Genomic DNA, 12,857 nt, shown 5'->3' with positions numbered 1-12,857 from the left:
CACCGGGTGGCTGCGGTCCTGCAGGCTGCGCACCGCGGCGCCCAGTTCCATCAGTGGAGCGGGCGGCGCCACACGCGTCCGGGCCAGGTCCTCCAGGGTGAAGTGAATGCGGTAGACCACGGTTCTCCCGAGTCGCATACGGCGGGGTCCCGGCAAATCCTCCTGGAATGCCGTTGTTCGGACCAGCCCGAATCTCGTCGAGAAGCGGCCCGCCGACGGGGAGATTGGGCGCCACGTACCGGACGTCCCACGGGGTTCGTGTGCGCGACGGACGGTCACGGTCTCCACCACCGCGACAACGACCAGAGGGGAACACGATGTACATGCGACGCGCACTGGTAAGCCTGGCCCTGGGAGGCGCCCTCGCCCTGGCAGGCACCTCTGCGACGGCCCAAGCGGTCGACGCGACGGCGCCGTCACGGCTCTCGGCCGGCGAGACGAGCGCGGTTCCGGCCGGCTGGCACTTCTACCGTGCCTACTGGACCCTGGGTGCGTGCACCGCTGAGGGCGACGCCCTCGGTGGCTCCTACTACTGTGAGTACAAGCGAGGCAACGACGGCAAGATGAAGTGGTTCCTGTACCGCTGGTACTAGGGTCCCGCGACCGTGCTGTTCACAGCCGCACGGTGGCGGCTGTGACCGGCACGGTCGCTTCGTGGCGGGCGGCGGGTCCGGTGTGACGGGTGGCCACCGCCCGGTGGCGCTCACGGCGACTGGCCGCGTGGCGCTCCTCGTCAGGGGGCCGGCCGGGGACGCACAGCACCGCCGTCCCGCCCCACGCCTCCCGACCGGTCGCCCTCCGCCGTCGCTCTCCTCACGCGCAGATCGCCGTGTCGACCACGTGCGTGACCTTCTCGATCTTCTCCATGGCGTCCCTGGTCATCGCCTCCAGGGAGTCCTGCTCCGAGACGATCGCGCCGGGCAGCGCGTTGACCGCCACCGTGACCTCGCGGCCGTCGTCGGTGACCCCACCGCGGGTCTCGTAACCGTGTATGTCACCACCGTGGCCCCACAGGGTGCCGCAGGACAGGGTGATCTTGTCCAGGCCCAGGCCGAAGACGGTGTTGGGCTCCTCGTCCGGTGACTCGACGGTCTTCTGCATCTCCTTCAACTGCGCCGCGGGCACCAACGTGCCGCCGATCAGGGCGGCGAAGAACCGGTTGAGGTCGCGGGGGGTGGAGATCACCATTCCCGCGGCCCCGGAGACCGACGGGTCCATCTCCGTGGCGTTCGTGAGTTCGCCTCCGGGCGGGGCGACGTATCCTTCCATGCGCGGCTTCTCGACATGCGTGTCCCCGGGCTCTGGCCAGTAGGTCTGCTTCAGGCCGAGTCGTTCGATCACGCGCTCGGTGACCGCCTCCCCCACGGGCTTGCGGGTGACCTTCTCGATGAGCATCCCCGCGACGATGTAGTTGGTGTTGCTGTACTGGCGCCGCTTTCCCACGGGGAACGCCGCGTCGTGCCGCAGCGCGGGGCTGAGAAGTTCCTCCGCCGTGTAGGTGCGGCTCGGGACGGTGTCGGTGCCGGCGTCCACGAATGCGGTGTAGTCGGGGAGGCCGCTGGTGTGCCCGAGCAGGTTCCGCACGGTGATCTTCTTGCCGTCGTAGTCCGGGCCCTCGACGACGCCCGGCAGGTAGGTGGCGATCGGCTCGTCCAGCTTGACCGAGCCCTCGGCGACGAGTTGGAGAACGGTCGCGGCGACGAAGGTCTTGGTGTTGCTGCCGATCCGCACGTGCCCGTTCTCCGGAGGAGCGGAACCAGCCTCGCGGTCGCCGGTCCCCGCCGTGTAGTCGCGGGTCCTGCCGTCTCTTCCCTTGACGGAGACCAGCACGCCGGGGAATCCGGCCCGCACCGTCTCGCGCATCGCCTTCCGCAGGGCGATCTCGTTCTCCATGACGCCGATCTCGGCCTCGGCTTCGGCCGCGTCGCCGGTTTCACAGGCCGCCAGGCCGCCCGCGGCGAGGACGCCGGCCAGGGCCGCCACGGTGATCCGTGTCAGCCCGCGTCGACGCTGGGACGGGATGTGCGCATGGCTGACGCGCTGGACGTGCTCGGACACCGCTGCTCCTCAGAGCCACTGGACAGTGGCGGGGTGGACGTTCCTCGGTAACACCTCAAGCATCTCGATCAAGGCCCTCCGGTTCGATCACGCGTACGGGAAGGATCACGGTGCAGCCAGCGCTACCGTCCCGGTACAGCGGCCATGACCGGCGCACCGGCCGGCCGGCACGCCGGGATCGGGCGCGCCGGCCCGAGGGCGGCGCGCCCGATCCCGGCGCAGCAGTGGCGACTCCTACTCCCGGAGTCCCATTCCCTCGACCGGTGGGGTGCGGAGGAGCCGTCCGACCGGTACGGACGTGGACACCAGTGCGAGCGCGACGGTGCCGACGAGGATGACGGCCACACCCAGCGGTGGCACGTACGGGACGGGCTGCCCGGCGACGGCGTTGACGATGGAGGACAGGGTGACCGCCGAGACCGCCACGCCGATGGCGAGTGCCACGCCCAGCAGAGCCCCCTGTTCGGCGTGGGCCATCCGCTTCAACTGGCGGCGGGTCACCCCGACCAGGCGCAGGAGCGACAGTTCCCGGGCCCGGGCCAGCGCGGCCATGACGAGGGTGTTGGCGGCCGCGAGCACCGCGTACCCGACCAGCACGGCGACCAGCATGCGGTTGAGCCAGGAACTCATCGCCACCTCCTTGGCCAACTCGCCGGAGAGTCCTTCCGTTCCGGTCACGGCGATTCCCGGATACGCGTCCGCGAGTTCCGTGAGGGCCGGCTCCACGTCGGCACCCGGCGCGCTGCGGATCAGCACGTGATCGTTCAGGCCGCTCGCGGTGTGCCCGGCGAGCGTTTCGTTGGTGAGTGTGACGTCGCCGAACCCGAAGCCCCGGCTGTAGACGGCGACGACTTCGAGCGTGACCGGAGTGCCGTCCCCGAGCCACATCCTGGCCCTGCTGCCCACCTCCCAGCCGGACGTGTCCGCCTGGGACGAGGAGACCGCCACGGTCTCCCGGCCGCGCAGGTCGTCGAGGTTCCCGGACGTCACCTTCAGGTCCATGGTCCGGCCCGCGCCCTCGGGGTCGACACCCTGCGCGACCACCGGCATCGCCTCGTCCATGAAGGGGACGAGCACCGAGGTCCTGCGGATCCCGGTCGCGGCGGCCACCCCCGGGATCCGCCGGGCCTCCGCCGCCACCGCGGCGGGCACGCCCGCGTCGCCGGCCAGCGCGTGCTGGGCGATGGTGCCCTCCCTGCTCTGGACGACCGTCTGGCGTTCCAGGTTGTCCTGCAGGAACCAGATGGTGCCGCCGAACCCGACGGAAAGCACCAGTGCCGTCAGGACGGCGACCATGCCGCGCGCGTTCGCCCGCAGGTTCGCGGCGGCGAGGTACCCGCTGTCGCCGAACACCGCCCGCAGCAGCGGGGAGAGCGCCACGGCCGCGGCCCGGTTGATCCACGGGGCGAGCAGCGCGATCGCCAGAACGAACGTGTACAGCATTCCCACCGCCGCGCCCATCGCGGTCTGGCCGCCGGTGCTGCCGGTGAGGGCGATCAGAGCGAACGCGACGCCGAGGAGCACCACACCGGACACGACCCGGGCCCTGCCGCCCAGAGCGCGCTCCACGGACGCCTCACCGAGCGCCTCCGTGGGCCGGATGCGGGTGGTGCGGCGGCCGGCGATCACGGCGGAGACCAGCGCGACCGCGGTCACGGCGGCGGCCACCGCCGCGGCGGCCGGGGCGCCGCCGCTCAGGGTGAAGTCCTCCGGGACGAACCCCCGGGTCACCAGTTCTCCGCCGACGCGGCGGCCGGCGAGCAGGCCCAGCGGGATGCCCACCACCGCGGCGAGCAGGCTGAGCAGGCCCACCTCGCCGACGATCAGCATCCGCACCTGGCCCGGAGTCGCCGCGATGGCCCGGAGCAGGGCGAAGTCGCGGCGGCGGTGCCGCACCGACAGGCCGACCGTCGAGGCGACCACGAACCCGGTGATCAACGCCGCGTAGCCGCCGAAGGCGCCGCCCGCCTCCACGGTGAAGCTCCTGGCGGCGACGGCCTCCGGCTGTTCGGCCAGCCCCCGCTCGTCCCCCGTGTACACCTTCGTCCCCGTGCCGTCGGTGAGCCGCTTGACCGCGGCGATGACGGTGTCCCGGTCGGCGTCCTCGGCGGCGACGACACCGATCGCGTCGACCAGGCCCTGACGGGGGTGGAGCCGGGCCGCCTGCGCGTCGGTGAAGAACACCGACGACCGCGGGCCGGGCTCGCCAGGCCTTCCCACGACGCCGGTCACGCGGACCTGCCGGAGGGAACCACCGGTGAGGATCGTCGTGGTGGTGCCGGGGCGCAGCTTCCCCGCCGCGGCGAGCGTGCGGTCCACGGCGATCTCGTCCTCGGCCCGAGGCGCGGTGCCGGAGACCATCTCGTAGGGGGCGAGCGCGGTGCTTGCCCAGCCATGGCCCGCGACCGGTACGTCCGGTGCGGCCGCGGAGGCGACGCTGATCGTCCGGTCTCCCACCGCCCGCTCGACGCCCGGCACCTCGGCGACCCGGTCGACCAGCGACTGCGGAACGCCACCCCGCTCGGGAAGGGTCACGGTGCTGGTCTCGCGCTCACCGAACCGTTCCGGTCCCCGCACCGTCAGGTCGTTCCTGGCGACGACGGCCACGGCCGCGCTGTACCGCTGCGTCTCTCCTGTGTACCGCAGCCCCGATTCCACCAGCGAGCCGCATACCGTGAGGATCGACATCCCTCCGGCGAGGGCGAGGAACGTGGCGACGAAGGTGCCCTTGCGATACCGCAGCAACCGCGTGATGAGTCCCCACACCGGTCAGCCCTCCCGGCTCGTCGCGGGCTGCCGCGGACGCCCGTCGAGCATGGCCAGTTGCTCGGCGATCCGCTGAACTCCGGGTTGCGGCATGTCCCTCACGATGCGGCCGTCGGCCAGCACCATGACGCGGCCGGCGTACGACGCGGCCACCGGGTCGTGCGTCACCATGATCACTGTCTGCCCGGCCTGATCGACCGCCGACCGCAGCAGAGCCAGCACCCCGGCGGCCGTCCGGGTGTCGAGTGCGCCGGTCGGCTCGTCGCAGAAGATCACCTCGGGCCGGCCGACCAGCGCCCGCGCGATCGCCACCCGCTGCTGCTGACCGCCGGACAGCTCCGCCGGGCGGTGCCCGCGACGGTGGTCCAGCCCGACCCGTGCGATCACTTCCCCGACCCACGCCGGGTCCGGGCGGCGGCCGGACAACCTGGACGGCAGCAGGATGTTCTCTTCCACGGTGAGCGCGCCGACCAGGTTGAACGCCTGGAAGACGAATCCGACGCGTTCGCGGCGCATCTCGGTCAGCCGCTTCTCCGACATCGACGACAGGTCGGTGTCACCGATCATCACCCGGCCTGACGTAGGCCGGTCGAGTCCGGCCGCGCAGTGCAGCAAGGTGCTCTTGCCGGATCCGGACGGCCCCATCACGGCCGTCATCGTCCCGCGCGGGAAGCTGACATCGACCGCGGCCAGCGCCGTGACCGAGTGATCGCCTCTGTAGGTCTTGCCGACCCGTTCGAGGCGGACGGCGTCGGCGGGCGGGGGAACTGACATGGGCGGAGCACCTTCCGGAAGGCTGGTTCGACGGCTCTCGACGGTAGGAACAGCGCCTCGCCCCCATCAATCCAGCCAGTGGCCCCTTCGAGGTAGTGCAGGCACCACCCTCGGGCGGTGCCCTGCGCCCCCCTTGCCACCGGCGCCGGGCCGGCTGGCAGGGGCCGGCAGGTTCCTCTAGAGTCCTTCGGTGGAAGTCACTGTGGACAGAGCCAAGTTGGGCGCTACCAGGCAGGCTTTGAGGTCGATCGTCCTGGGTCGTGGGCGGATGTTCCTCGACGCGCTCGAACGTCTCGTCGGCGGACTGGGAACGGCCCTGCCCGCGTTCATCGTCCTGGCATGGAGCCTCTTGGTCGCCCTGCTCTGCGTGATCGGCATCGGCGTTCCGCTGGCCTCCACCCTCCCTCGGCTCGTCCGGGCCACCGCCGAACGCGAGCGTGCCCGGCTGTCCCGATGGGACGTCGAGCTCACCGCGATGGGGCCCGCGCCGCGCGGGATACGCGCCGCCCTCGCCGATCCGCTCTTCCGGAGGGAACTGCGCTGGCTGTCGGCGCACGGCACGTCGGGGCTGTTCCTCGGGGCCGCCGGAGCCACGCTGGCCGTGCAGGCCGTCCAGGACCTCACCTATCCGCTGTGGTGGCGGATACTGCCCCGCGACGACGCCAGTCCGAACTTCGTGTTCTGGACCGTACGGAACACGTCCGGTGCGGTCGCGGTCGCGTTGTTCGGCGTCGTGCTGGCCGCGGTCTTCCTCGTCCTCGGGCCGTGGATGGCCCGTTTGCAGGATGTGCCGGGACGCCGCCTGCTGGCGCCCCCGCACGATGTCGACCTGTCGCTGCGGATCGCCCGGCTGTCGGCCACCCGGGCCGCGGCACTGGACGCGCACGCGACGGAACTGCGGCGCATCGAGCGCTCCCTGCACGACGGAACGCAGAACCGGCTCGTCTCCGTGACGGTTCTGCTCGGAGCGGCCCACCGTGCGCTGACCCGTGACCCGGCCACCGCGGAGGCGACGCTCGTACAGGCCCAGAACGCCGCGGAGACCGCTCTGGCCGAACTCCGCACGGTCGTGCGCAGCATCCTGCCACCCGTACTGGCCGACCGGGGGCTCTCCGAAGCCCTCGCGGCACTCGCGGCGAACTGCGCCGTACCGTGCCGTACCGACATCGACGTTCCCGGACGCTGTGCGGCGTCCGTGGAGGCGACCACCTACTTCGTGGCCGCCGAGGCGCTCACCAACCTCTCCCGGCACAGCCGCGCCCGGAGCGCGGCCATGACCGTGCGACGGCGGGGCCGCCTGCTGTCCTTGCGGATCGAGGACGACGGAATCGGCGGCGCGGACGAGGGCCGGGGCTCGGGTCTGGCCGGCATCCGCGGCCGGGTCGAGGCGCACGACGGCTGGTTCGCCGTGACCAGCCCTCGGGGCGGACCGACGGTTCTGGAGATGGAGATGCCATGCGGATCGTGATCGCCGACGACGACTTTCTGCTGCGTGAGGGCGTCGCCATGCTGCTGCGCGCGGAGTCCCTGGAGGTGGTGGCGACCGCCGAGTCCCCGGAGACCTTCCTGGCGGCCGTGGACACCCATGAGCCGGACGTCGCCATCGTCGATGTGCGGATGCCGCCCACGCACACCGACGAGGGCATCAAGGCGGCGGTCGAGGCCCGGCGGCGCCAGCCCGGTCTCGCCGTGCTCGTCCTGTCCGCCTACGTGGAACGGGCCTTCGCCACCGAGCTCCTCGCCGGCGGCACCGACAGGATCGGGTACCTGCTCAAGGAACGGGTCGGCCGCGTCGAGCAGTTCCTGGACGCGCTACACCGGGTGGTCGAGGGCGGTACGGCCATCGATCCCGAGGTCGTCGCGCAGATGCTCACCCGGCCCCGTCCGGACAGGGGACTCGAGCGGCTGACGGCGAGGGAGCGCGACGTCCTGGCCCTGATGGCCGAGGGCTTGGGCAACTCCGCCATCGCCCGACGTCTGATCGTCACCCAGGGGGCCGTGCACAAGCACATCCGCAGCATTTTCGCCAAGCTCGACCTGGCGCCCACCGACCAGGCCGACCGTCGGGTCACAGCGGTCCTGCGCTACCTGGAGATCACCCCGGCCCACGGCTCAGCGGGTCGCTGAGCCCTGTCGGAAGGCCGCGTACCGGGATCTCCGTGCGGCGAGCCCGAGCCGGGCCGCCGTGGGGGGCGACGGCCTCCGACGGAGGAGACGGTCGCCCCCACCGGTGGTCATCCCCCGGGCCCGAGCCCCGCGACGCGGACTCCGGAGCGGACCTTGTCACGCTTGTTGACGCCGGTCAGCACGGCGGTGAGCGGCTCCAGCTGACGGGCCGGCCGCAACGCGCCGGCATCGACGCCGGCCCGGCCGGTGACCGTGCGCGCCGGCTCGACGGCCACCGCCTTGGCCCCGGCGTCGTCCCCGCAGACCAGTACGTCCTCGTGTGCGAGCAGCCCGGCCTCGTTCCACAGGCTCGTCGCGGACAGGTGAGGAACGCGCCCGCCAGCCGGGCTCCCGGGACGATCCGCTGCGCCTCCTCGGCCGCGCTGCCGTCGGCGACCTCCCGGCCGTGGGGGCCGTGCCGGTCGAAGCCGAGCGGGTTCACACCACTGAGCACCACCTTGCCCGTCGGCGGGGTGCGCAGGGATTCCACCAGTGCGGCATGACCGTACTAGGGCACCGCGAGCAGCACGACGTCCGCCGATGCGGCGGCGGTGGCGTTGTCCGCCCCGCCGACCGGGACGGCGTCACCGGCCCCGCGGGCGATCTCGGCCGCCGTCCGCCGCGCGCGCTCGACGGACCGGGAGCCGAGGACGACGCTGTGACCGGCCTGCGCGAACCGGTAGGCCAGGCCCTTGCCCTGGGGGCCCGTGCCGCCGACGACGGCGATCCTGTGGCCGGTCATGCCTGCTCCTCTCGGATACGGGAATGCGGGCGGGCGTTCCTCGGGGGCGACGGAACGGCGGGACGGCGAAGACGCTCGGGCGGCGCCAGTCGGCACAGGGTGTGCCGCAGGTCCCCGACGTCGGACACCGTGTCCAGGGACAGGCACCGCGCGATCCACCGCGTCCAGTCGCCGTCACCGTCGCCCGCACCGACGTTGCGGCGGAACTTGGCGGTGACCGCTTCACCGGCCAGGGTTCGTGCGGCGTCCCCACCGCCGCCGAGGACCTCCTCGCGAACCCGCCGTCCGTCCGCGAGGTCCACGATCACGCGTGCGCCCCAGCGGTCCGGCAGGTGGGCGTCGAGCTCGGGACAGTGCCCCAGGACCACCTCCGGTACGCCCGGCGGCAGGGGGCCTCTGAAGAAGCCGACATCCGTGGCGGCCCCGTGGAGCCACGCGGCGACGGCGAAGACCGCGCTGGCCGCGGCCTCGGTGGGGCCCGCCGGTGCCCGGTCGGCGGTGACGAAGCGCAGGAGCGCCCCGGGCAGTCGGATCTCGATGCGCCGGGCCGCCGCGACCGGCAGGCCCCGGACCTCCAGCGCCTCCAGCGCGTCCAGCGCCGCGTGCAGCGGCCGGGCGCACGGATACGCCTTGAACACGCACCCGTTCACGTGCGGCTCCGCCTCGGCCGAGACGGGTGCGGCGCTCGTGCCCAGAGCGGCGGCGGCAGGCCCGTCCAGCAGGGAGTGACTGGCCCTGGCGCCGACGCGGGCCAGGTGGGCGGCCTCCGCTCCGTCGGCCGCCGCGCGCCCGGCCAGCAGATAGTGGCCCGCGCCGAGATCGTCCGCGCTGAGCAGTCCGCCGAGGCCCGCCGCGGCCAGGCCCAGGGCCGCGGCGGTCTCCTCGTGACCGAGGTCCAGCAGGACGGCCGCGGCGGCGGCCGAGCCCAGCGCGCCGAGGACCGCGGTCGGCCACCATCCGGCGCCGTACATACGGGGGCCGCCGAAACGGAGCCCCGCCTCGACCATCACCTCGTAGCCGGCGATCACGGCGTCCACGGCCGCCCTGCCCGGCCGTCCCTCGCGGTCGGCGACGGCCACCGCCGCCGGCACCACCACGGCCGCGGGCACCACCGCGGCGGCGGGGTGCAGGGCGTCGTACTCGTCGGCGTGCGCCAGCACCGCCTCCGCCCACACGGTGGTGCGCAGGGGGTGCCGGCCGGGCAGGGCGGGCGTGCGCAGTTCGCCGGGAACGCCCGTGGCCACCGTGAACCGGTCGAGCTGCCGGGCGAGGGGGTGGGAGGTGCCGGCCACGACGCAGCCCAGCGTGTCGAGGACATGGAGGGCCGCCAGCGACCGGGTGCGGGCGTCGGCCTTGTCGACCGCGCGCCGGCCGCGCAGTGCCAGCTCCTCCAGGACGCTCACCGGACCGCTCCCCGGCGCAGGGCGGGCAACACCGTGGAGCCGACGCTCTCGATCAGCTCGGTGGGCGGGTCGTAGGAGCCGACGTGCTGGAGGAACACCCCGGTCACTCCGGTGGCGTGCAGTTCCCCGAGCCGTTCGGTGATCTCCTGGGCGGTGCCGAACAGGCAGAACTCCCGGGCGAAGCGCAGGGCCGCCTCGTCACTGACCCACTGCGAGCAGATCTCCACGGCCGCGTCCCAGTCCTCGGCGTGTACGAGGTCCGGGTAGACGCCCTCCACCCGGGCGGGGACGTCCAGTTCGATTCCGGCGAGGGCGAGGAAGGGCGCTCCGCCGTTCTGCGCGATGGACGCGCAGACCGGTTTGAGCCGTCGCGCGTCGGCCTCGACGTCGTCGGTCACGGCGCAGAACGCCGAGACGGTCAGGGGGACCGACTCGGCATCGCGGCCCGCGGCCTCGGCGCCCTCCCGTACCCGCGCGGTGGCACCGGTGAGGGTCTTCGGGGAGGCGCCGCTGAGCAGGATGACCCCGTCCGCTGTCTCCCCGGCGAGCCGCAGGTTGCGCGGGCCGCTGGCGGCCATGTGGATCGGCACGTCCGGCCGGGGGTCGCGGAGCCGGGAGCGGGCGCCCCCGAAGTCCCACTCGTCCCCGGACAGCAGGGCCCGCAGCACGCCGATTCCCTCGCGCAGCGCCGCCCCGGTGCTCGGGCGCAGGCCGATGGGACCGACCGAGCTGTTGCCCACGCCGAGGCCGAGGGTGAACCTGCCGGGCGCCAGCTCGGCCACGCTGCGCGCGGCCGAGGCGACGACGGCCGGGTGCCGGGTCACCAGGTTGGTGACCGCGGTGCCCAGGCCGATCCGGTCGGTGCCCAGGGCGGCCGCGGTCAGTACCGTGAACACGTCTCGCCACAGGAGTTGGGAGTCGGGGAACCACACCTGGTCGAAGCCGAGTTCCTCGGCCCGGCGGACGGACTCGACCAGCCGGTCCGCCCGGTCGCACGGCGGGACGCGGACGCCGACCCGCAGCGCCGCGCGGGGCGCGGCCGTGGCCGTGGCCGTGGCCGTGGCCGCCGTGCTCATGCCCTCTCCCGGCCCAGGAACTCCAGCGCGAGCTTGTTGAACCGGTCCGCGTGCTCGTGCTGGGGCCAGTGGCCGCACTCCGGGAAGATCTCCAGGGCCGCGCCCGGGATCGACTGCTGCATCCGGTGCGCTTCCGGGACGTCGCCGAAGGGGTTCTGGGCGCCCCAGACGATCTGGGTGGGCGCCTCGATCCGGGCCATCTGTTCGGGGCTGAGGAGGTCCTCGGTCCGGTTCTCCATCTTCTGCAGGCACAGCAGTTCGTCGATGCCGGCGACGAACTCGGGACGGTGGTAGATCGCGTGGCGGACGTCGACGAGTTCCTCGGAGACGTTCACCGCGTCGTGCATGAGCAGTTCCAGGCGCCGGCGGGTCAGGTCCCGGTCGTCGCTGGTGACGGCCGCCTTGGTGCTGGTGCGGATACGGTTCATGACCTCGGGGTTGGCCACGGTCCCGCCCGGGGCCACGAGGATCAGCCGCCCGACCCGCTCCGGGTGGTCTGCGGCCAGCCGGCCGGCCACCCAGCCGCCGAGGGACTCGCCGATGAAGTGGGCTCGCTCGATGCCGCGGCTGTCGAGGTAGTCGAGCACGTGCCGCACGTAGCGGGGGATGCGCAGGTCGCCGCCCGGGTTGTCGGTGTAGCCGTGGCCCAGCATGTCGAGGGCGTGCAGCGCGAAGTGCTCGGACAGCTCCGGCACGTTGCGCACGAACGCCTCCAGGTGGCCGCTGGTGCCGTGGAGCATCACGACGGCCGCGCCGTCGCCGGCGCGCAGCACACGGGTGGGCGTCCCGTTCACCGGTGCGTACGACACCTCGAAGTCGGTGCCGGTCAGGTCGGTCCAGATGGTCATGCCGAGGTCTCCTTGGACGAGGGGGTGAGCAGGCTGACGCCCATGCCGGTCAGCCAGTCGGGGACGGCCCCGTAGGCGAGGGTGCGGCCGGTCGGCGGCGCCCCCGGTGCGGTGAGGGCCGCGGTCATCGCGATCCAGGCGCGCAGTTCGTGTGCTCCGTTGCCCGCCTCCTTCTCGATCTGTTCGTCGGTGTGGTCGAGGAGCGCGGAGAGGTCACCGGTCTCGAGCACGCGCAGGAACCACTGGTCGAACTCCTCGTTGATGTCCGGTTCGGCGGCCCGGATGATCTGCCGGCGACGCACCTCGTACTCGCTCCAGGAGGTTCGGCCGTTGAGCCATGCCTCGACCAGGAACCGGTCGTCGTCCGAGAGGGCGTCGAACCACTTGGGCCAGGGCAGCCTGTGGGAGAGTCCGCCGGAGGCGATGACCGCGATCCGCTTGTCCTCACCGTCGTCACGGATGGCGTCGCGCAGGGCGGTGCCGAGCGCGTGGCAGCGGCGCAGGGAGGGCAGCGGCGGCGCGAACATGTTGATCACCACCGGGACGATCGGTACGTCGAGGGCGGGCAGCAGGTGCTGCAGCGAGTGGGTGATGCCGTGGTCGACGGTCAGCCGCAGGGAGAACGCCGGGTCGAACCCGTCCGTGACCAGACCGTCGACGATGTGGCGGGCGAGGTCGGTGTCGACGGGGAGCGGTCCGCCGGGTGTGTCCGCCTCTCCGGCGCCCCGTACCTCGCCGACCCCGATGGTGAAGGACGGCATCAGGTCGAGGAACATGCCGCGGAAGTGGTTGGACCCGATCACCACGACGGCGTCCGGCCGGGCCTCGGTCAACGCCTCGCGCGCCCGGACCAGGCCGTCGCGGAACCGGTGCGCCGCGGGCAGGTGGTCGACCTCGGCCCAGTGCGTGTTCATCAGGGTGCTGTGCGAGGCTCCGACGCCCAGGACCAGCCGGCTCATGACGCCTCCCCCGCTTCTCCGGCGCCCGGCCGGGTGCGCGGTGCCGCCGCGTGTGACGGTGATCC

The 12,857-nt window shown here is 72.9% G+C and carries 12 protein-coding genes; 3 read left to right on the top strand and 9 right to left on the bottom strand.

Annotated features, from left to right (window positions below):
• Positions 1-317: 317 nt before the first annotated feature.
• Positions 318-593: a hypothetical protein gene (locus VM636_RS26905; protein WP_053913197.1), complete on the top strand. Its 276-nt coding sequence runs from the start codon at positions 318-320 to the stop codon at positions 591-593.
• 220 nt (positions 594-813) lie between these two features.
• Here the strand turns inward: VM636_RS26905 and VM636_RS26900 are convergent, their stop codons facing one another.
• The 3 genes from VM636_RS26900 to VM636_RS26890 all read right to left on the bottom strand — a co-directional run bounded on the left by VM636_RS26900 (position 814) and on the right by VM636_RS26890 (position 5,598).
• Complete coding sequence (locus VM636_RS26900; protein WP_338485903.1) at positions 814-2,058, bottom strand: serine hydrolase domain-containing protein; 1,245 nt, start codon at positions 2,056-2,058, stop codon at positions 814-816.
• Positions 2,059-2,292: 234 nt separating this feature from the next.
• Positions 2,293-4,824: an FtsX-like permease family protein gene (locus tag VM636_RS26895; protein ID WP_338485902.1), complete on the bottom strand. Its 2,532-nt coding sequence runs from the start codon at positions 4,822-4,824 to the stop codon at positions 2,293-2,295.
• A gap of 3 nt (positions 4,825-4,827) precedes the next feature.
• Positions 4,828-5,598 (bottom strand): ABC transporter ATP-binding protein, encoded by a 771-nt coding sequence (locus tag VM636_RS26890; protein ID WP_338485901.1) that lies wholly within the window; start codon positions 5,596-5,598, stop codon positions 4,828-4,830.
• 238 nt (positions 5,599-5,836) lie between these two features.
• Between VM636_RS26890 and VM636_RS26885 the strand changes: the two genes are divergently transcribed.
• Positions 5,837-7,066: a sensor histidine kinase gene (locus tag VM636_RS26885; RefSeq protein ID WP_234312487.1), complete on the top strand. Its 1,230-nt coding sequence runs from the start codon at positions 5,837-5,839 to the stop codon at positions 7,064-7,066.
• A complete protein-coding gene (locus VM636_RS26880; protein ID WP_030417713.1) occupies positions 7,054-7,725 on the top strand; it encodes a response regulator transcription factor in 672 nt (223 codons plus the stop codon). Before VM636_RS26885 ends, VM636_RS26880 begins: the two co-directional genes overlap by 13 nt.
• Before the next feature lie 107 nt (positions 7,726-7,832).
• Here the strand turns inward: VM636_RS26880 and VM636_RS26875 are convergent, their stop codons facing one another.
• From VM636_RS26875 to VM636_RS26850, 6 genes are all read right to left on the bottom strand, one after another.
• The gene (locus VM636_RS26875) at positions 7,833-8,000 is read right to left on the bottom strand and encodes a hypothetical protein (protein ID WP_338485900.1); all 168 of its coding nucleotides are present in this window, start codon (positions 7,998-8,000) and stop codon (positions 7,833-7,835) included.
• Between the two features lie 272 nt (positions 8,001-8,272).
• A complete protein-coding gene (locus tag VM636_RS26870) occupies positions 8,273-8,506 on the bottom strand; it encodes an NAD(P)-binding domain-containing protein (protein ID WP_078962591.1) in 234 nt (77 codons plus the stop codon).
• A complete protein-coding gene (locus VM636_RS26865; RefSeq protein WP_338485899.1) occupies positions 8,503-9,909 on the bottom strand; it encodes an MmgE/PrpD family protein in 1,407 nt (468 codons plus the stop codon). Before VM636_RS26865 ends, VM636_RS26870 begins: the two co-directional genes overlap by 4 nt.
• Positions 9,906-10,985 carry an LLM class flavin-dependent oxidoreductase gene (locus VM636_RS26860; RefSeq protein ID WP_338485898.1) on the bottom strand — a complete coding sequence of 360 codons (1,080 nt, stop codon included), beginning with the start codon at positions 10,983-10,985 and terminating at the stop codon, positions 9,906-9,908. The genes VM636_RS26865 and VM636_RS26860 overlap by 4 nt, the downstream gene beginning before the upstream one ends.
• Positions 10,982-11,833, bottom strand: coding sequence for an alpha/beta fold hydrolase (locus VM636_RS26855; protein WP_338485897.1), 852 nt, complete (start codon positions 11,831-11,833; stop codon positions 10,982-10,984). Before VM636_RS26855 ends, VM636_RS26860 begins: the two co-directional genes overlap by 4 nt.
• Positions 11,830-12,792 carry an MEMO1 family protein gene (locus tag VM636_RS26850; RefSeq protein WP_030417717.1) on the bottom strand — a complete coding sequence of 321 codons (963 nt, stop codon included), beginning with the start codon at positions 12,790-12,792 and terminating at the stop codon, positions 11,830-11,832. The genes VM636_RS26855 and VM636_RS26850 overlap by 4 nt, the downstream gene beginning before the upstream one ends.
• Between the last annotated feature and the right edge of the window lie 65 nt (positions 12,793-12,857).

This window comes from Streptomyces sp. SCSIO 75703 (assembly GCF_036607905.1).
In the GTDB taxonomy this organism is placed as follows: domain Bacteria; phylum Actinomycetota; class Actinomycetes; order Streptomycetales; family Streptomycetaceae; genus Streptomyces.
Note: the sequence above shows the minus strand (reverse complement) of the source record. Positions and strands in the feature narration are given on the sequence as shown.

What these genes read in the sequence shown, in the direction of transcription:
- VM636_RS26905 (WP_053913197.1), top strand. Translation starts at nt 318, where the DNA reads ATGTACATGCGACGCGCACTGGTAAGCCTGGCCCTGGGAGGCGCCCTC.
- VM636_RS26890 (WP_338485901.1), bottom strand. Translation starts at nt 5,598, where the DNA reads ATGTCAGTTCCCCCGCCCGCCGACGCCGTCCGCCTCGAACGGGTCGGC.
- VM636_RS26880 (WP_030417713.1), top strand. Translation starts at nt 7,054, where the DNA reads ATGCGGATCGTGATCGCCGACGACGACTTTCTGCTGCGTGAGGGCGTC.
- VM636_RS26870 (WP_078962591.1), bottom strand. Translation starts at nt 8,506, where the DNA reads ATGACCGGCCACAGGATCGCCGTCGTCGGCGGCACGGGCCCCCAGGGC.
- VM636_RS26860 (WP_338485898.1), bottom strand. Translation starts at nt 10,985, where the DNA reads ATGAGCACGGCGGCCACGGCCACGGCCACGGCCACGGCCGCGCCCCGC.
- VM636_RS26855 (WP_338485897.1), bottom strand. Translation starts at nt 11,833, where the DNA reads ATGACCATCTGGACCGACCTGACCGGCACCGACTTCGAGGTGTCGTAC.
- VM636_RS26850 (WP_030417717.1), bottom strand. Translation starts at nt 12,792, where the DNA reads ATGAGCCGGCTGGTCCTGGGCGTCGGAGCCTCGCACAGCACCCTGATG.